Below are 18846 nucleotides of genomic sequence, written 5' to 3' on the forward strand. Positions count from 1 at the left end.
AAGGACACAGGATGTTTCCCTATCCAGAGCAATACCGTACCGCTACGCCACCGATAACCACAGCTTTTATGGTATTTTGGGCGATATTCAGCCACAGCATTTTTGCTGATGCCAGTCCATTTGCGCTTTACCCATTAATGGTATTATTTCCGTTTGTAATTGTATCTCATGGTTATTTAATTTGGTTAGCACAGGGTATGAGTCGACTCGATCAGTGCTTTTACGCACTGGTACATATTCCATTAGCATTTGTGGTCTGGACCTTCACCATAATGCACGTCAATGGTAATGCTTTTTCTTAACTCGCCCCATACATACCCAAACAACTTGAAGATACGTGTTTCAGAGCTTCACCGTGTTTTCAATACTAGGCGCGTTAATGCGGTAATGTAGGCACCTTATAAATTAGCGCAACAACGCTCTTGATTTAAAAATCAGGGGAACACGGTGAAACTCCCTGAGGGCAAGTTTTACACGCGTTTATGCTGCGTTATTGATTTTGAAAAGGGAATAACCATTACCCGCAATCAATGCCTTGCCTAAACGCGTGTAAATTCTTGCTGAAATCGAGCATCTTCAGGTTGTTTGGGTATATAAGCTTGCATCTGAATTTGTGGTTCAGTATCTTTGCCGTCCACACGCAATAGAGACCTGTTATGGCTAATTTTATCTATCAACCAGCAACCGAACCTTGGTTAGATATCCTCCATCAAGATAAAGATATTATTGTGATAAACAAACCGTCGGGTTTGTTATCTGTTCCTGGAAGAGAAGCCCAATATCATGACAGCGTTTTTACTCGAGTGTTGCGTGATCACCCAAATGCACAAATCGTTCACCGGCTTGATATGGCTACGTCGGGTATTATTGTGCTCGCTTTACGCAAAAATGCTGAACGAGAATTAAAGCGTCAATTTCGTGATAGAGAAACCCATAAAGTCTATTTTGCACGCGTTGCCGGTCATATGAAGCCTTCTACAACAAGTATTGAGCTACCGCTAATTTGTGACTGGCCGAATCGACCCAAACAGAAGGTTGATCATCTTATCGGTAAACCCTCAACGACACTGATAGAAGTCATTAGCTATGCTAAGCGTTCAACTTTAGTCAAATTAACCCCCATAACGGGTCGTTCGCATCAACTTAGAGTGCATATGATGGCGCTTGGTCATCCCATTTTAGGTGATGGTTTTTATGCTGATGCTTTGGCCAAACGCTTAGCGCCAAGATTACTACTGCATGCTGCAGAATTGTCCATCAAGCACCCTTATTCAGCTCAACCCATGCACTTCAATATTGCACCGGCATTTATCGAGCCAGTACAAGAACAGTAATTTTAATAGTAATAGTTTAATAAAAGACGTAAATTAGTAACCAATTGAATAAATAATAGGTGCTTTACTGTGGATAGTTCATTTCAACGCGACCAACTTGATAACCAAATTTTATCGGCGCTAATGGAAGATGCGCGTACCCCCTTTGCTGAACTTGCAAAACGTTTTTCTGTCAGTGCAGGAACCATTCATGTTCGCGTAGAGAAAATGAAACAGGCAGGGATTATTACTGGCGCCCAAATCAGCGTTAACCCAAAAGCTTTGGGCTATGATGTTTGCTGCTTTATCGGAATTAACTTAAAAAGTGCCGGAGACTACCCAGCAGCAATAGCAAAATTGAACGCATTAGATGAAGTAGTCGAAGCTTATTACACTACGGGTAATTACTCTATTTTTGTAAAGGTTATGTGCCAATCTATTGATGGGTTGCAACATGTATTGATAAACCGCATCCAATCTATCGACGAAATTCAATCCACCGAAACACTTATTAGTCTGCAAAACCCTATCGTAAGGGCGGTTAAGCCTTAGACCAAAACAATATAAGTTAGAAAACACAGCATAAAGTACTGTAAAACTAAAATGCATAGTTTTTTCATCCACGCCATTACATTTGTTATTCAGTTGTGATAAAAATGCATATTGCACACCATTAGTGCAACATAGGCATTATAAAAACATTACAATTACACCCCGCGACCTATCTGCAGTTTATGATAATTGCAGTAATCATTTTGAGGGTGACTTGAAAACAAGGAAGACGTTGTGAAGACAAAACTATCACTCGCTATTTCAGCGGCACTAATATCAGGCGCATGTTTCGCAGGCGCGGCAGATAAGTATAATACGACCAATCAAATCAATAATGAATATGCTGGTATTCAAGCAACTAAATTGGAAAAAAGTCAGAATACTCCTTCTGCTTGGATGATAAAGCTAACATCTCAATCAGTTTCTCAGCAAAATAGACTCTCAAATACTGATTTTTCTACCGCCTTAAACAATGTTCAACAATCTCAAGCAAAAGTATTGAGTGCTATAAACCAGTTGGATGCCAATATCCAAGTTGTGGGAAAAACCTCAAAACTGGTTAACGCTATTCTTGTTAAAGCTGATAAAAATACACTGACAACTTTATTATCAAACCCAGACGTAGCCGATATTCTGCCTATCTACGATTACCAACTTGATGTTGCTGACAGTGCCGATTATGTAACAGCAACCCCAGTTATTGAAGCAGGCATAGCGTCAGGCAAAGGCCAACGTGTTGCTGTATTAGATACAGGTGTTGACTATACGCATAAAGCTTTAGGTGGCAGTGGTGATGTTGCTGATTATCAAGCAGCTGTTGCCGCTAAATCAGAAATGCCTAACTGGCCACAAGGTAAAATTGTTGGCGGTTATGATTTCATGAATGACGATCCTAACCCAATTGATGTAAATACAAACCATGGTACTCATGTAAGCCATTCAGTTGTAGGCATCGCTCCTGATGTTGAATTATTCGTATATTCTGTATGTAACTCAGGTTGTCCTGGATTAGCGCAATTAAACGCACTTGAAGCAGCAATGGACCCGAATGACGATGGTGACATTTCTGATCGCGTTGACACTGTAAATATGTCTTTAGGCGGTGACTTTGGTGATACCAAAGGTGGTGCTGTTCAAGAACTTATTGATGAAATGGTTGAGCTTGGTGTTAACTTAGTTATTTCTGCGGGTAATGATGGCGCTTCGCCATTTGTTGTTGGCGGTCCAAGTACTTCAAACAATGCCCTATCTGTTGGTGCTATGACTCACCCTACAACAAAAGTAGGCAAGTTAGACGCAACTGCTGCAGGTGTTGAGTTAGAAGCATTTAGTGCTGGCTTTAACAAAAGCAACGTATTTGAGTTTAACCACACAAATGCACCTTTAGTATTACCAACCTCAAACTTCAATGGTTGTGCAGCTTTTACTGAAGACTTTACCGGTAAAGCGGTCATCATCGACCGTGGCGCTTGTTCATTTACAGTTAAAGTATTAAACGCTCAAAAACAAGGTGCATCTTTCGTTATTGTTGCAAATAACGTTGCTGATGGTGGCGCATTCAACATGGGTGGTAGCGATGCTGCTGTTACCATTCCTTCGGTGATGATTTCAAAAGAAGAAGGCGATGCTATTAAAGCTGAGCTTGCAAATGGTGTAGTTGAATACTCTATTACGTCAACAGAAGTATTAACTGCTGGTGCTATTGCAACATTTACATCACGCGGCCCTTCAATTGCTGGTACATTGAAGCCTGAAATTACCGCTCCAGGTACTGCAATTATGACTGCACACCCTGGTTTAGGTGACGGTTTAACCCCAATTAGCGGAACATCTTTCTCAAGCCCGATTACAGCTGGCGCGATGAGTATTGTTAAAGAAGCACTTCCTAACCGCAATGGCTTTGAAATTAAGGCCACAATGATGAACTCAGCTAACTTAGATGTTACTGCTGAACCTCGTGGTTTAAATCCAGATGCTGAACTTGCACCAATTAGTTATATCGGTGCTGGTCTTGTAGACGTTCAAAAAGCAATCAACTTACCGGTTGCTGCTTGGAACAAAGATACAATGCAGGCAGCCTTAGCATTTGGTTTAGTATCGTTAACCGAAGTGACTACTATGACTAAAACCATCACAGTTAAAAACTTCTCTAGCGACAACAAAACCTATTCATTAATGGCTGAACAACGCTTCATGAATGATAAAGATTCTGGCGCGGTTTCATTTACTTTACCTGAGTCAGTATCTATCCCAGCTGGCCAAGTTAAATCATTTGATGTAACAGTCACAATTGATCCAACTAAACTTCCAGAGTGGACGTTAACTTCATCATACGAATTAGATGGTACAGCTGCTGAAGCATCTGATGCGTTAACCCTATCTGAATATGATGGTGCGATTAAATTTATGGATGGTGAAACCGATGCATTGCATGTGGTTTATCATATCCTACCAAAAGCTGCCGCTGCAGCATCAGTTGCGACTGAAGTGACTGAAGATGGCATTGTAAGAACATTCACCAATACTGGTGCAACAGCAATTACTGCTCCATTTAGTGTGCCTTTAACAGCAACAAGCAAAAAAGATATGTCACTGCGTCACGACCTATTAAATGCTTCTGCTGAACTTGCAGGTAGCGGTTCTTGTGATGCGGGTATTGCTATTTACAATACCTTCCAAATGCGTGATCCAATCGTTCATGCATTCGTGGCGAGCTACAACGTAGATTATGATGTTAACAATGATGGTGTATGGGATTACACATCTAAGACCGTTAACCTTCAATGGTTTAATGACGCGTATCCTCGCTCTTTATACGGTTTTGTAACAACTTACGGTACTTCAAGTGGTTCTTTACAGCCTGCATACCATGTTACAGGTAATGACTTTTTAACCACTAAAGCATGTTTTGAAGATTTGGGACTTGATCAAAATAATCTAGGCGAATCAATCAATGTTCGTTTCCGCGTAGAAGAAAGTGATTGGGCACCTGTATCAACAGGCACGGGTGATGAGGTCGTGGCCTCTTTAAGTTTAGTTGGTCCAGATGCTATGGCAGGTTTGGTTGATGCTGAAGGCAATGATGTTACTGAACTTGCGCCAGGCGAAAGCGCTATGTTAATGAGCTCAGTTGGTGATAACTCAATGGGTTATATGCTGTTATCTGAAGATGGCTCAATGTCAGTTGTTGCCAACACTACAGATGAAGGCAACTCTGCACCAGTAGCTGAAGATTTAGTTGTTTATGTTAATAAAGGTGCTAAGGCCGGTTTAGTATTAGGTCAAGTTGTTGCAACTGACGCAGATATGTTAACCAGCCCAATATCAGAGTTTATTGTAATAAGTTCTGACTCAAGCATGATAGCTATCGACAAAAAAGGCGTTGTAACGTTAAGTGAATCTGCAGTTATCAACCAACAAACAGAAACAATGACAGCTTCTGTTGTCGTAATGGATACCATGGGCAACCGCTCAGAGCCTGTTACTGTGTCAGTAATGGTTAACAATACCGTTCCTACTGTTGCTCCTACTGGAATGACAAGTACAGAGAACTTTGTTGTTACTGCTAAAGCAAATGGTAAAGATGCTGATGGTGACACGTTAACTTACGCTTGGACTCAAACGTCTGGTACGGCTGTTACTTTCGCAAATGGTGGTTCAAGCATTAACTTTACAGCTCCTGCTGGTAACCATGTTCTTAAATTCTCTGTAGTCGCTTCTGATGGTCGTGCTGAAAGTGCACCTGGCGTTGCTACAATTACAGTGAATGCCAAAGAAGAGCCAAGCTCTGGTGGTTCAATGGGCTGGTTAACAGCATTATTACTACCTTTAGCTGCATTACGTCGTCGTAAGCACTAATCCCAAACGTTAATTCGTAAAATAAAAACCAGTTGCTTAGGCAACTGGTTTTTTATTTTAAAAATTTCAAAAAACTTAATCTTACTAATGTTGTATTCAATTCAATTTCAAATATTACCTAAACCAAACTGAGTCGGCTTTGTCTCACTCATGATGCGTGGACGATGGCAATTATGTTACTCACTGATTTCTGCTATGTAGAGCAAGGTGGTTACTGGGAACTTGTAAAGGAGTTGGACTTTAACTGCGGCATATTCCAAAGCATTAATGGCATGCTAGTCATTGAAACTGCGATTGAGTTTTATCCTCTATGGCAGAAGATTTTCCTGTGTTATTGGTTGGAACTACAGGTATTTGAAATCAGTGTGGCGTAAAATAGTTAACCCACCACCAAAAATAAGAGGATTGATTTGCAAAGAATGTGAAACAGGGCAATTGGGCAAGGTAAAGCCTCATGTAAAAAGGCTGACACGGTATTCGGTTAAAGACACATAACCCCATATTTTAGGTACAAAAAAACCGACTCTAAGGTCGGCTTTGAAGTGGTACCAGTGGTCGGACTCGAACCGACACGCTTTTAAAGGCGGGGGATTTTGAATCCCCTGTGTATACCAATTTCACCACACTGGCACAATCACATAATTGAACAGTATCAATTAAGTGACCGGAATTATACCCATGCTTATGACAATGGCAAGCCCTTTAACGAGACTTTATCAACAAAAAATACCAAGCGCTTAAAATCCAATCGTATCTTTACCCTCGAAGACACCCACTGTCACTATTCTGACTTCAAAAAAGTGTCATGCCCATTGATTAATATGAAAGAAATACAAGTACCGTTTCCGGATAAATGTAACAGCGATCACATTTAAACAACATCTATACCTATTTATAGAGGGGATCATTGATCGAGATCAGTTTTGTTCATTTAATTCAGCATTATGATAACTAGGACTTCACAATTACAAGGAATTTTATCATGGCATTCTGGTTAGATTTAATGTTCGGTAACCCAATTGGATTACTCTCAATGATTGTTATTTTCAGTACTTTGGGGATTATTTCTTACTTAATGTGGATGTTCGTTGTGAAGTCAGCACCAGGCAATAATGAGTAATTTGCTTGCTGCGTTTTCTTTGTTCTTAGTTTTTAATTGCTGTTTTTCAAGTAAAACTGAACCACTTCAGGGGCTAATCTAGCCCCTTTTTTATTTTTTGTTGTTTGGTCAATCCCATATTAAAGCATTTAGTAACCTGCCTCTTCATTTAAGCGGCATGTTTACGCGGTTGCACAAGCCCATTAATAAAGTGTGGTCTTGCCTTCAATAAATGTGACAATTCTTCTTGAGTCGGTTCACCTGCCGGCAAACGCAGCACATCGCGATTTAAATAAATTCTGGCCGGCATAGAAATCTTATATTCGGCAGTAGGTCCCTGAATGGCATAGTGACGTTCGTTGCCCAGTTTTTCCAAAATATTGGTGTGCAGTAAGCTTTTTACCGCTAACTCATTTTGCGGTAACGCTAATATTGTCGCGCCCTGAAGAAAAAACTCTCTTAATAGTGCGCGCTCAGCAGGATCAAGCAACTTCACTTTCGCTTCAATGGTTTCGACGGTTCGTTTTTGGCGTAAATACTGAATAGATTCATCAGCAATAAAGCTAACAAGTTGACTGAGGAAATATGCCGCGCCAATGATTAACCCTAATCCTATAATAAAACTGTATTGGGTTACTACTTCAGCCAAAGCCAGCTTCTCAAGTAAAGTTTGCGGGGCAAATAACAGCGCCACACATGCAATGACCAACCACAACATCACACTCATAAAAGTGCGCTTTGCATTGCTTAAGCTAATCGCTTTTATCATCACTTCTTTCATATATCACCCACAGTGTCAGAATTTTGAACGTCTATTCAGACAAAGCAAGAGTAATGCCACATTGATATATAAAAACAATTAAAATTGAGCGGACATTTTCAGCAATAAAGAGTCCAATTAAAGGTGGATTAAAACGTTGTTATGCACTAACTTATTTATATAAGCACTTAGAATGATTAAATAAATGCCATGCTAAGATTTTCTGGACAACTATTAACTAGCCCTATTGGTCGCAAGCTTATGCTTTCGATTGTGCTTTTTAGTTCTCTTATTACTCTGCTTACCACTGTTTATCAGCTCTTCAATGACTACAATGGCGATGTAAGCCGAATCGACCGAGCATTTTCTAGTATCGAGAAAGTCAATTTAGAAGTATTAGCAGCCAGTATTTGGGTGATCGATGAGCGTTTAATCAACACGCAAATAGATGGTTTAAGTCAATTACCTGACATCACCTATATCTCCATCAAAGACGATAGCGGCCAAGAATGGCAAGCAGGTAAGTATCAACAAACATCAACAATAGAAAAACAATTTGACCTCATCTATACCAATTCTAGTGATATCAAAGTCGGCACCTTATACGTTCAGGCTGACTTAAACATCATTTATGACAGACTGTATGACAAAGCCATTTTGATTTTACTGTCAAATGCGATCAAAACCTTTTTAGTGGCCGGTTTTATTCTTTTCTTGGTATGGCTAAATATTACCCAACACCTTTTAAAACTCAGTCAATATTGCGACAGAATTAGTCTAGAAAAACCATTCGAACCCTTACAATTTGCTCATAAAGACAAAGATGAATTTGCTCTAGTCGCTAATGCTATCAACACTATGCAGCAACAAGTTCGTGCATCATTTGCTGACGTCCAAGAGTCCAAAAATGCTTTACAGAATGCATTAGAAGATCGCGAGCGCTTATTAAAGCTGGAACGCAGTTACAAAGACGAGTTAGCAAGGCAGGTTAAAGAGCAAACTAAAGAACTAGAGCAATCTTTACTGATCCTAAAGCGTGCGCAACAAGTGTTAGTTGAGCAAGAAAAAATGGCTGCCCTTGGCGGTTTAGTTTCAGGTTTAGCCCATGAAATTAATACCCCTATCGGCATTTGCCTAACGGCAGCTAGCTCTCAGCTGTCGCATGTAGAAGATCTCATAAAACTGATCCACAGTGAACATGCTACTTTAGAAGAAATAAACCGAATACTGGAAGAGTACCAACAAAGCTGTCAGCTGATTGTGAATAACATCACTCGCGCCAGTACCTTAATTCAAAAATTCAAAACCGTTGCAGCCGAACAGCGACATGAAAAAAATACCCAATTTAATCTCAAACAACAACTTGAAGATATTGTTGATTCAACACAGATTATGTTTTCACCGCAGCACGTTGATATCAATATGAACGTCGACGCCGAGTTAGAGGTAAATAGTAACCTTAATCTGCTCAATCAAATTATCGGCAATATTATTTCAAATGCTTATACCCATGCTTTCAAAGGAATAGAAGATAGTCGGATATTTATCAATGTAGCCATAGATAATGATCAGATAAACATTGAAATTCAAAACAATGGATTAAGCATACCTAAAGAAGTGGCAGATCATATGTTTGAACCTTTCTTTACCACTACACGTAATAAAGGAGGGATTGGACTAGGATTAGCAGCAGCCTTTAACGCGGCAACCTTAATTCACGGGAGCATTCGTTTTGAACCACTTTCTCCCTTAGGCGGACCTATGTTTATCGTCAGCTTCCCCTATACTTTGCACCCGCTACTGAGCAATGATGATTTCACAATAGGTGAAGCTGAATAGGATTAAAGTGCATCAATTCACAAAATAAATTAATGCACTTTAATCACTATTTGGCAGCTAACTTGGCTAACACTCGACTTGCGGCCATAAAACCAAAGGTGCCTGTTACCATGGTGACAGCGCCAAAACCTGACGCACAATCCATTCTCATACTTCCTTCAGCTGTAGCTTTGGTCGCACACACACTACCGTCAGCTTGCGGATAAACTAAATGCTGCGTTGAAAAAACAGCATCGATAGCAAAGCGTCGTTGAACATTCTTACTAAATCCGTATTCTTTGCGTAATATACTGCGCACCTTTGCCAATAATGGATCTTGTACTGTTTTGGCTAAATCAGTCACTTGAATTTGACTAGGATCTGTTTGCCCACCTGCTCCACCAATAGTGACCAAGGGGATTTTATTGCGCTTACAATGGGCTATTAATGCCGCTTTTTGTTTTACTGCATCAATACAGTCAACGACATAACTAATAGTTTTGTGTCCTACCTCCTGACGGGGAAAATAATCATCAAGATTATCTAATGTCACAAAGTCTTCAATTTCATTGACTTGACATTCTGGGTTGATTGACAAAATACGTTGTGCCATGACTTCAACTTTTGACTGCCCTATTGTTTGCGCGATGGCATGAATTTGACGATTGGTATTAGTGACACAAATATCATCTAAATCGATGAGGGTGATTTGACCTATACCACTTCTAGCAAGTGACTCGGCAACCCAGGTGCCCACGCCACCAATCCCGACAATAACAACATGTGCCTCAGCAAAGGTATTCAGTGCCGCTTGTCCATACAAACGACCAATACCCGCAAATCGATTTACATATGCTTCTGACAACATCTTGATACCCTAAAAATAGCTCATTTTTCTAATCCGCTATTTTAACTGACTCGTCAGCAAAGCTAAATGCTCAAGATTTATAAATCAACAATCATTCTTTGTTAAAAGCTTGAGCGCTAAGAAATATGAGTAAACAAATTTACTTAAAGGTTAAATCTTAGCTAATAAACTGCCCACCCTTGGTTTACATTGGTAAAAAAACAGTTGCCACCTAGTTAATGTAAATATCGCAATCAACTGAAAAATAAGAGTTTTAAATCATTATCACACTTTTATCTGCACTCTTATGCCAAAATGCACAGGCTTAATAATATCCGCTAGTGCTAATAAAGCTCTGGTATTTATGGGTAAAAAGCCCATCTATTAATCACTACCTTAATAAAGGAAGATGAAAATGAAAAAAAACCTTATCACGAGTGCGATCCTTTCCTGTGCCGCGTTAACTTCTTTTAGTGCACTCGCTACAGGTCCTGAATTTTATGGACGCGCCGATTTAGCATTCACCAATTCAGACCTAGGTATTGCAACTCAAAACCAAAAAGACGGTGCCATCATTGAAAATAACTTTTCATGGTTGGGTGTGAAGGGGTCTGAAAAAATTAACGACAACGTTGAAATTCTCTACCAAATGGAATTTGGCGTATCGAACTTTGATAATTCAGGTAACACTTTTGCGGCGCGTAACAGCTTTATTGGGGTAAAAACCTTAGCGGGTACAGCATTAGTCGGTCGTAATGACACAGTATTCAAATCATCTGAAGGTGGCTTTGATTTATTCGGTAATACCAACTCAGATATTGATTTACTTGTTGCGGGTCAAAATCGTGAAGCTGATGGCATCAGTTATTACTCACCTAAGCTTGCTGACTTAATTACCTTAAACGCTACTTACTTAGTTGATGACAACCATGTTGACGCTAAAGGCAACAGAAAATCTGCTGATTCTATGTATGCCCTTAGTGCGACATTAGGTGATAAGGCATTCAAATCACAAAACTTCTATGCTGCTGCAGCTTACCAAGATGGTATCAGCAACATCGAAGCATACCGCGGTGTTGTACAAGGTAAGTTTGGTAACTTCATTGTGGGTGGTCTTTACCAACACAGTGAAAGCAAAGATACCGACCTAGCGCACTTAAAAGGTGACAGTTATGTCATCAATGGCGCTTACTTAATGGGTGACTGGAAATTTAAAGCATCTTACGGCCAAGATGATTCTGGTCTAGGTAAATATGTCAGTCGTTTTGTTGGTCAAAGCAATGACAATCTTGCCAATGTCAGCGATGTTGATTTAAAGCAGTTCAGCCTAGGTGCTGACTACCGTGTAAGCAAGAACACTTTAGTGTACGGTCATTACACTAAATATGATGGCGACATGTTAGTTGATACATTCAATGCCGATCTAAGCGATGATATTGTCACTGTTGGTCTTCGTGTCGATTTCTAAAAGTTAAGTTCATCACCATTAAAGCGGCTAAGTAAGCCGCTTTTTTTATTGAACTTTTACTCATACCTTCAGTGCACAACAGCAAACACCGCAAAAAACCTCAACTAATAAAGTCAATTCTCAATGAAAAAAGCAAAATATTAGCTTAACATTCGCTGACGCATTAGCACAAAATGCTAATAGACTGTTAAAAATGGCAACAAATGATCTAATCGGTCACATTTAAACATTTATTCTTAACTCAAGATTAAAAAGTTTGATCTCTACCACAATTTGTCATCCTCAAAACTGTAAAATCCCATACTAGATTGTTACATAGCCGTTTACGGCATAAGTCACTATTAAAACCATTCTTAAAATGGAATCATAGAACATCATGTTCTGGGAGTATGAAAGATGAAAAAAACCTTACTATCTGCATCAGTAGCATCAGTACTAGCAATCACCTCTTTTGGTGCACTTGCTGATGGCCCTGACTTTTATGGTCGCTTAGAGCTTGCTGTAACTACTACTGATACCGGCTCTACCTTACAGGGCGGCACTCACGGTGTTACTGTAGGCGAAAGTGGGACTTATTTCGAAAACAACTTTTCTAACGTGGGTGTGAAAGGTGCCGAAAAGATTGCTGATGGTGTTGAAGTTTTATACCAAATGGAATTCCAAGTAGAAAACACCTCTGGTTCAAATGATACTTTCAAAGCTCGTAATACATTCTTAGGCGTGAAAACGGCTGCTGGTTCAGTATTAGTTGGTCGTAATGACACAGTATTCAAGCAAGCGGAAGGCGGTGTTGACGTATTTGGTAATACTAACGCCGACGTAGACCGTTTGGTTAGTGGTCAAACTCGTAGTGCAGATGGTGTTTGGTACTACTCACCAGTTATTGCAGACTTAGTGACCTTTAATGCAACATACTTAATGGAAGATAATCAAGATTCTGATGATTCTCAATATGCATTAAGCGTGACATTAGGTGACAAAGGGCTAGCAAAACATAGCTACTATTTAGCAGGTGCTTACAATAAAGCTATCGGTGGTGTTGATGCATACCGCGCTGTAGGTCAAGTTAAGTTAGGTGACTTCAAAGTAGGTGGTTTATTCCAAAACTCAGAAAGCGTATCTAACAGTGATATCGACGGTAACACTTATTTTGTCAATGCTGTATACAACTTAAATGGTGTAAACTTAAAAGTAGAATATGGTCAAGATGAAGCAGGCTTTGGTAAGTACTACAAAGCATTAGGTCAAGCTGGCGCTGATGATATCAACGTACAAAACATCACTCTTGGTGCTGACTATCGTATTGCTAAATCAACCTTAGTATTTGCTCACTATGCAATGTACGAAGGTGACTTTACCGATGCCAACGTTAAAACTGATTTAAAAGATGACAACGTATTCTCTGTGGGCGTACGTTACGACTTCTAATCTCATTAGACGTTAACGCATTAAGGCGACCTATGGGTCGCCTTTTTATTGAGCCAATGTAAACAACTATCAATGCTCAGTTGTTATGTTTGGCAGTCACTATGCTTTACGGGTCAATTTATAAGCCGCTTCATTTAACCACGGGACTTGTTTGTTTACAAAACGTGGGTTATCAGCCAATACATCTTCACAGCTCAATAAGCTAATCTCGAAATATGGCGCTAAGTATTGCTCTATCCAGTCTGGACTGACGGCAAATGGTGGACCTTTCAGAGTATCTTGGGGATAGTCTAAGGTAATAAGTAAACCAGACACATTAGCAGGAATGAGCTTTGCTAAGGTTTTTGCGTATTGCTGACGCATGGTTTCAGGCCAGGCGATTAATGCCGCTCTATCATAAAAACCACCAATACTGGCGGTCACACTAGGGTCAATAGTAAAGATATCACCTTGAATTAGCTCAAGCTGATCGGCACTAAAGAATTGGTGTTGTTGCTGAGACTGTACTTGAAAGGGTAACTGGTTTTCTGCAAAAAACTGTTCAATGGCCGTTTGACTGAGTTCGCAACCTTGCACCTGATGTCCTAGCTCTGCTAGATAACACATGTCTAAAGATTTGCCACACAATGGGACAAAAATCTTACTGTTTGCGTCCAGACCTAATGAAGTCCAAAAACGGATTAAAAAAGGATTTACTTGAGGCTGGTGAAAGCCAATCTGTTGCATCTGCCACTTTTCATGCCAAAACTGAGGGTCCATCTTTGTTTCTCCAGCGAGTAAAATTGCTGGCTCACTTTATAAGCTTGAAACAACAGAAGCAACTTAATCGTCTTGCAATTCGCTTAACTACTCCCCTTTAAGGGTAAGCTGAACTTTACGTAACCACACACAATTTTCACACTGACAATTGCGACGTGATAAATGGTGAGGCGACAAACTCGAATCAACAAAATCGACGGCGACTAGAATTTGCTGCTTCAAATCTTCAATGGACTTTTCCTCCATTGCGACCATTTCATCATTATGATTTATCCATACGCACTCTTCTCCCTGATGACAGGTAATACATTGCTCATCTGAAGAGTTAAAAAATACCGCATGGGGGCAATGAGTCACTTCCATCGACTTCAAAATACGTGAGCGAGGAAAGTCAAATAGTTGAATTAAATCTGCTTTTTTGATATTTGACATAAGTGTCTCCCTTTAAAAGCTTTGATTGAATCTAGCTTAATCTTACCGATTACAGTAGATAACTAAATTGATACACATCAAGGTTTACTTAACCAATAAAATTAGTTAGGAAGCCCTTGAAGTCAAAGCCAGATAAGGATTAAATAACCCCTGCACATTAAGGGGATATCATTTGCAAACACCGCAATTACAGCAGTTTTATATTAACGAAGAACAGTCGATTTATTTACTCAAAGCCAATGATGCTCGCAAGCATAAGGCTTGGGTACGTTTGTGTAAGCAGCAGCTCAGCAAATTGGGCTATTGTGAAATCGAGTTCATTGGTAAAGGTGCTTATGGTTTTGTGTTTGCTGGGGTAAATAGTGTCGGTGAATCCCATGTGTTTAAGTTTTCTCGTCTTACTTTGCCGCAAAATATTCAAGACAGGCTTGAAGAAGAAGCCTACATGCTTAGTTTAGTCAAACATCCCAATGTGCCCGCTGCAATCAAGTTTGAACGGGTAGGTAAACAAGGGATTTTGGTGATGGAGCGGGCTAAGGGAGAAGATCTCGATAAAATATGCCAACGTATGGGCGCCCTACCGGCTGCGATGATTGTCAGCATTGCCCGGCAATTGGCCAATATTTTGTATTATTTACGAAAAGGTAAACCTTTAGTTCATGGCGATATTAAACCCTCTAACTTGGTTTACGATATTGAAACAGACAGCTTGTCTTTAATTGATTGGGGATCTGCGGTTTTTGCTCAACGCGATGAATTCGATCGACCCGTAGATGATAACGTCATGTCATTAATGTCCAGCGACCAGCATCAAACCAATGCGCGTATGGGCGATGTATATTTTATTGGTGATGCACAGCTTAATGGTGCCTTATCATCGGCTCGATTTGATGAACAAGGTGTGGCGGGAACACTTTATGCTTTAGCATCTGGACAAAGCAGTCGTTTTGGCACAAAAATCATTCCGGCTACCAGCATAGGCTTACCCATTGAGTTAGCAAAAACCTTAGACGGCATGTTAAGCGATGATCCCGAATTACGCTGCCGTGCAGGAGATTACTTTTTAAAGAGTATGCGCCATAGTCATAGAATGCACTTACCAGACATCAACTATCTTCCGACTAAGTCTGACATTCCTGTATGGGTTCAACCTCGCACTAGAGCCATTGAAACCGTCAGCTATAGCTCGCGTAAGTCCTTTTTAAAAGAACACAATGACCACGACCCCATTGCTGATATTGACGATGTGCAAGTGGATAAGTATTACCGAAACTTTATGGTAGGTATGGCTGATACCGAAAAAGGGTTTATTGCCGCGGTTGGAAGGCTTGCGCAATATCCGATTGTCGGTGGACTGGCGATACATTGGCAACAAACAGGGGTGTACATCGATTCAAACTTAGCGACTTATGATCCCACCCAAAAAGCAGCGCTAATCGTAGCAGTCAATAACATGGTCACTATGGCCAGAGGCATTAAACGTATTGGGGTGTTTAAGGCTTGTTTCTTTAATGCCAAAGACACCTTGCATATCGAGCGCAGTAGCCCAGACATGCCATTTGAAGTATCGGGAGAAATGCAGCTCCCCTTTGAGGTTGGCGATGTGCCCTCTTTAGAGGATAAGTCACGTTTACACTCCTATTTTGAGGATGGTAAAGATCCTGAGGAAAACCTTGAACTTCCTGCAGAAATCATGACCGAATTAGGCTGGTTAAATCAAATTCATCACACGGGTTGCATTATTTTTGAAGCCTTACCGACTCACTTAAAGATTCACAGTTATTTACGCTTACTTAACCCGCGTAAACAAGCCGCATTTAGAGCGAGTCTTGATAGAATTATTGCCAACGCAAGTAAAATACAAGGCCATGGGATCAGTGGTTTTATGAAGTTACCCTATAAAAATACCCGCCAGTTTTCTCATCTGGATAGAAAACCTGAGCTGTTTTATCCTAAAAACCCCAAACAACAGACAAAATAAAACCGAGCCTACAATGACTCGGTTGTGTGATAGTCAATGCTAATCCTATCGTAAGCGTATGACGTTAAATAGGTGAACCTGGTGGCATAGTCAAAGGTTCAGCTATCAGTTTAAACTCTGGTGTTTGTAGGCTTTTTTCTATACCTGCGTATAACCAATCATAATGTGCAGCCTGATATTGACTGGTGCGCGTGCTACGACGTTTAAGTTGTTTTAGCGTAAACTCAAGCTTAGCCAACAATTGCGCCTTTACTTCGGGGGCGGTCTGACTATCGTGATACGCTGTTAATATCCCTTCAATAACCACAGTATTCACGCGCATTTTAATGCCGAGTGTCGTGCCTCTATTGAGTTCTTGATAAAGCGTAGCACCGATCAGTTTATCCAATAAGCTCACCACAGAAAGCTGCTCAGCATCTTGCATAAACCCTTGGTTAATTCGATTTAATCGCTGAGGTGCCAACATTTGGCTGACAATATGTCGACTCATCACTTCTGCCATGCCTAATTCATCGGCCACCACACCAGTATTGCCATTAAAACTCTCGCGAGTTTTACGGTAATTACCCGCTTTAGGTACCAAAGCAGTCATCACGTTTGCGGGGACAGCTAAACTTTGCGCAGATAAACTGGCCAGTAATGCATCTAATGCCGCAAACTGTTTTGCAGGGGCTGCATAATGCCAACTTAGCCCAGCACCTAATTGCTGGTAATTGTATTCAGTGCCACCAAGCCACTTAGCTGCGGCTTCAACCTGATAGCGAGTCAGTAAATACATAGGCACAAAGACATCTGCAAGCTCGCCCTTAGGCTCATCTTTTAATAAGGCGTCAGCATTAAATTGTTCAATGGCGTGTCTACGCACGGTTTCTAAACGCAATAACTCAGCAACCGCATCAGTACCATTATCCCAAAGGCTAGCGTAAACATGGCTAGCACTCGCTTCACGTGAGTCAGTTTCGCCAATATAGCGATAACCTTTACTCATGGCTAAGCTCAGTAAATCCCCCTGATTAGCCTGCGGTCCATAACCAAATGCCACAGTGTATTTATCCCACTCGCCAATACCTTCAGTATAAGGAGTATCTATGGCGATGGCGTTATTATCTAAATACACGTATGGATGAGGGTAATCCATAACCGATGCATTCTGATTTGTAGATGCGGCAAAGTTATGGTCAAAACCTAAGGTATGACCAACCTCGTGGGCAGACAACTGGCGAATACGGGCTAATGATAATGCCATTGCTGCATCGGCTGCGGCTTTTCTATCTGGCCAGTCGGCGGTCAATCCACGGGCAATAAGATGATCTTGTCTGACGCGTAAACTGCCTAAGGTAACATGGCCTTTAATGATTTCACCCGTGCGGGGATCCGTGATAGCAGATCCATATGACCAACCTCGTGTTGCACGATGTACCCATTGGATCATGTTATAGCGAATATCCTGCGGGTCAGCATCCTCGGGGAGCATTTCGACCTTAAAACCATTAATAAACCCTGCGTCATTAAACGCATCTTCCCACCAGCGAGCGCCATCCAAAAGTGCAGTTCGAATAGGTTCTGGTACACCTGGGTCAAGGTAATAGGTAATAGGTTTTATCACCTCGCTAGGGGCGTCGCCTGGGGTGACTTTTTCAAGGCGGTGACGTAACAAAACGCGCTGAACGATTGGCTCGTCAACTTGAGTAGAATAATCTAAATGCTCATCTGACAGATAACCGCTCATCGGATGATAAGCCCGTGGTTGGTAACCCGCCTCGGGTAACGCGACAAACGAGTAACGCATCCTGACAGACATAAATTTGGCATCTGGAGTGACTTCAACAACTTGCTTCCCAGGGTGCTGGGCAGTAAACGTAAGATTGACATCAACATCAGCATTTTGGGTAAATGATTTTACTTGTTCAGGCATGATCACTGAACGTTGGGGATCAAGTGAATACCCCCCTTGGTTTGTTGCGGCTAAAACATCGGCAACGCCATGCAAATCATTTATCACTAGGTCGTTAATCGACACTAAAGCGGCTTTACCTTGAAGCAATTTGCCACGCCATAAAATCGATTCAGCAAAAGCCTGCTTAACGGATTGCTGCTCGGCTAGATTATCGCTACTGGCTCTGAAATAAGTATTGAGTTGCTTTAATACTATGTAAGGACCATGTTGCTCAAATTGCACCATTCGAGTACGTCCCAACTGCCCTCTGTCTAATCCAATATCATTGGAGCCCACACCATGGGGTAAACTGGTTAACAATAGAAACGGCTGATTCAATTTATTGGCATGTAAATAGAGCTGACCGTCAACATTGTCATAATACAGATTAATAAACCCTTCGGCAGCCTGACTGTTTTTAATCACTTTTTCGGCCGTTTCAGCAGCAATAGCCTGGGTCGATAATGTCGATAACGCTAATACAGGGCTAATCGCCAAGATTATTGCCAGAGAGAGCTGACGTGGTTTCATGTTCAAATCCTTGTTGTAAATCTAACCTCAATATTAATGCCATCCATTATGCATAACACAAAAG

General features: G+C 40.9%; 15 protein-coding genes and 1 tRNA gene. 10 read left to right on the top strand and 6 right to left on the bottom strand.

Going from position 1 to position 18846, the window contains the following annotated elements:
• Positions 1 to 11 precede the first annotated feature (11 nt).
• The 5 genes from IEY03_RS08370 to IEY03_RS08390 all read left to right on the top strand — a co-directional run bounded on the left by IEY03_RS08370 (position 12) and on the right by IEY03_RS08390 (position 6097).
• Entirely contained in the window at positions 12 to 302 is a 291-nt protein-coding gene (locus tag IEY03_RS08370; RefSeq protein ID WP_188840897.1) for a hypothetical protein, read from the top strand.
• A gap of 354 nt (positions 303 to 656) precedes the next feature.
• On the top strand, positions 657 to 1334 hold the full coding sequence (gene rluA, locus IEY03_RS08375) for a bifunctional tRNA pseudouridine(32) synthase/23S rRNA pseudouridine(746) synthase RluA (RefSeq protein ID WP_188840898.1): 678 nt from the start codon (positions 657 to 659) through the stop codon (positions 1332 to 1334).
• Positions 1335 to 1403: 69 nt separating this feature from the next.
• Entirely contained in the window at positions 1404 to 1865 is a 462-nt protein-coding gene (gene asnC, locus IEY03_RS08380) for a transcriptional regulator AsnC (RefSeq protein ID WP_188840899.1), read from the top strand.
• 234 nt (positions 1866 to 2099) lie between these two features.
• Positions 2100 to 5723 (top strand): S8 family serine peptidase, encoded by a 3624-nt coding sequence (locus tag IEY03_RS08385; protein ID WP_188840900.1) that lies wholly within the window; start codon positions 2100 to 2102, stop codon positions 5721 to 5723.
• Between the two features lie 164 nt (positions 5724 to 5887).
• Complete coding sequence (locus IEY03_RS08390; RefSeq protein ID WP_188840901.1) at positions 5888 to 6097, top strand: DUF2787 family protein; 210 nt, start codon at positions 5888 to 5890, stop codon at positions 6095 to 6097.
• Between the two features lie 169 nt (positions 6098 to 6266).
• Here IEY03_RS08390 and IEY03_RS08395 read toward each other — a convergent pair.
• A tRNA-Leu gene (locus IEY03_RS08395) sits at positions 6267 to 6353 on the bottom strand.
• A 352-nt stretch (positions 6354 to 6705) separates the two neighbouring features.
• On the opposite strand from IEY03_RS08395, the gene IEY03_RS08400 reads away from it, so the two are divergent.
• The gene (locus IEY03_RS08400; RefSeq protein ID WP_188840902.1) at positions 6706 to 6843 is read left to right on the top strand and encodes a DUF3149 domain-containing protein; all 138 of its coding nucleotides are present in this window, start codon (positions 6706 to 6708) and stop codon (positions 6841 to 6843) included.
• Positions 6844 to 6991: 148 nt separating this feature from the next.
• Here IEY03_RS08400 and IEY03_RS08405 read toward each other — a convergent pair whose 3' ends face one another.
• The gene (locus IEY03_RS08405) at positions 6992 to 7603 is read right to left on the bottom strand and encodes a superinfection exclusion B family protein (protein WP_188840903.1); all 612 of its coding nucleotides are present in this window, start codon (positions 7601 to 7603) and stop codon (positions 6992 to 6994) included.
• Between the two features lie 189 nt (positions 7604 to 7792).
• Between IEY03_RS08405 and IEY03_RS08410 the strand changes: the two genes are divergently transcribed.
• On the top strand, positions 7793 to 9421 hold the full coding sequence (locus IEY03_RS08410) for a sensor histidine kinase (RefSeq protein ID WP_188840904.1): 1629 nt from the start codon (positions 7793 to 7795) through the stop codon (positions 9419 to 9421).
• A gap of 46 nt (positions 9422 to 9467) precedes the next feature.
• Here the strand turns inward: IEY03_RS08410 and tcdA are convergent, their stop codons facing one another.
• Positions 9468 to 10268, bottom strand: coding sequence for a tRNA cyclic N6-threonylcarbamoyladenosine(37) synthase TcdA (gene tcdA / locus IEY03_RS08415; RefSeq protein ID WP_188840905.1), 801 nt, complete (start codon positions 10266 to 10268; stop codon positions 9468 to 9470).
• A gap of 394 nt (positions 10269 to 10662) precedes the next feature.
• Here tcdA and IEY03_RS08420 point away from each other — a divergent pair, with 394 nt between their 5' ends.
• Complete coding sequence (locus IEY03_RS08420) at positions 10663 to 11715, top strand: porin (protein ID WP_188840906.1); 1053 nt, start codon at positions 10663 to 10665, stop codon at positions 11713 to 11715.
• Between the two features lie 396 nt (positions 11716 to 12111).
• A complete protein-coding gene (locus IEY03_RS08425) occupies positions 12112 to 13143 on the top strand; it encodes a porin (protein ID WP_188840907.1) in 1032 nt (343 codons plus the stop codon).
• A gap of 99 nt (positions 13144 to 13242) precedes the next feature.
• Here IEY03_RS08425 and IEY03_RS08430 read toward each other — a convergent pair whose 3' ends face one another.
• Entirely contained in the window at positions 13243 to 13902 is a 660-nt protein-coding gene (locus tag IEY03_RS08430) for a thiopurine S-methyltransferase (RefSeq protein WP_188840908.1), read from the bottom strand.
• 87 nt (positions 13903 to 13989) lie between these two features.
• A complete protein-coding gene (locus IEY03_RS08435; RefSeq protein WP_188840909.1) occupies positions 13990 to 14334 on the bottom strand; it encodes a hypothetical protein in 345 nt (114 codons plus the stop codon).
• A gap of 172 nt (positions 14335 to 14506) precedes the next feature.
• On the opposite strand from IEY03_RS08435, the gene IEY03_RS08440 reads away from it, so the two are divergent.
• Positions 14507 to 16315 carry a protein kinase domain-containing protein gene (locus IEY03_RS08440; RefSeq protein ID WP_188840910.1) on the top strand — a complete coding sequence of 603 codons (1809 nt, stop codon included), beginning with the start codon at positions 14507 to 14509 and terminating at the stop codon, positions 16313 to 16315.
• Positions 16316 to 16379: 64 nt separating this feature from the next.
• Here the strand turns inward: IEY03_RS08440 and IEY03_RS08445 are convergent, their stop codons facing one another.
• Positions 16380 to 18782, bottom strand: a complete 2403-nt coding sequence (locus tag IEY03_RS08445) for a zinc-dependent metalloprotease (RefSeq protein ID WP_188840911.1) — start codon at positions 18780 to 18782, stop codon at positions 16380 to 16382.
• Between the last annotated feature and the right edge of the window lie 64 nt (positions 18783 to 18846).

The sequence above is a fragment of the Shewanella aestuarii genome (assembly GCF_014647215.1).
Lineage (GTDB): Bacteria > Pseudomonadota > Gammaproteobacteria > Enterobacterales > Shewanellaceae > Shewanella > Shewanella aestuarii.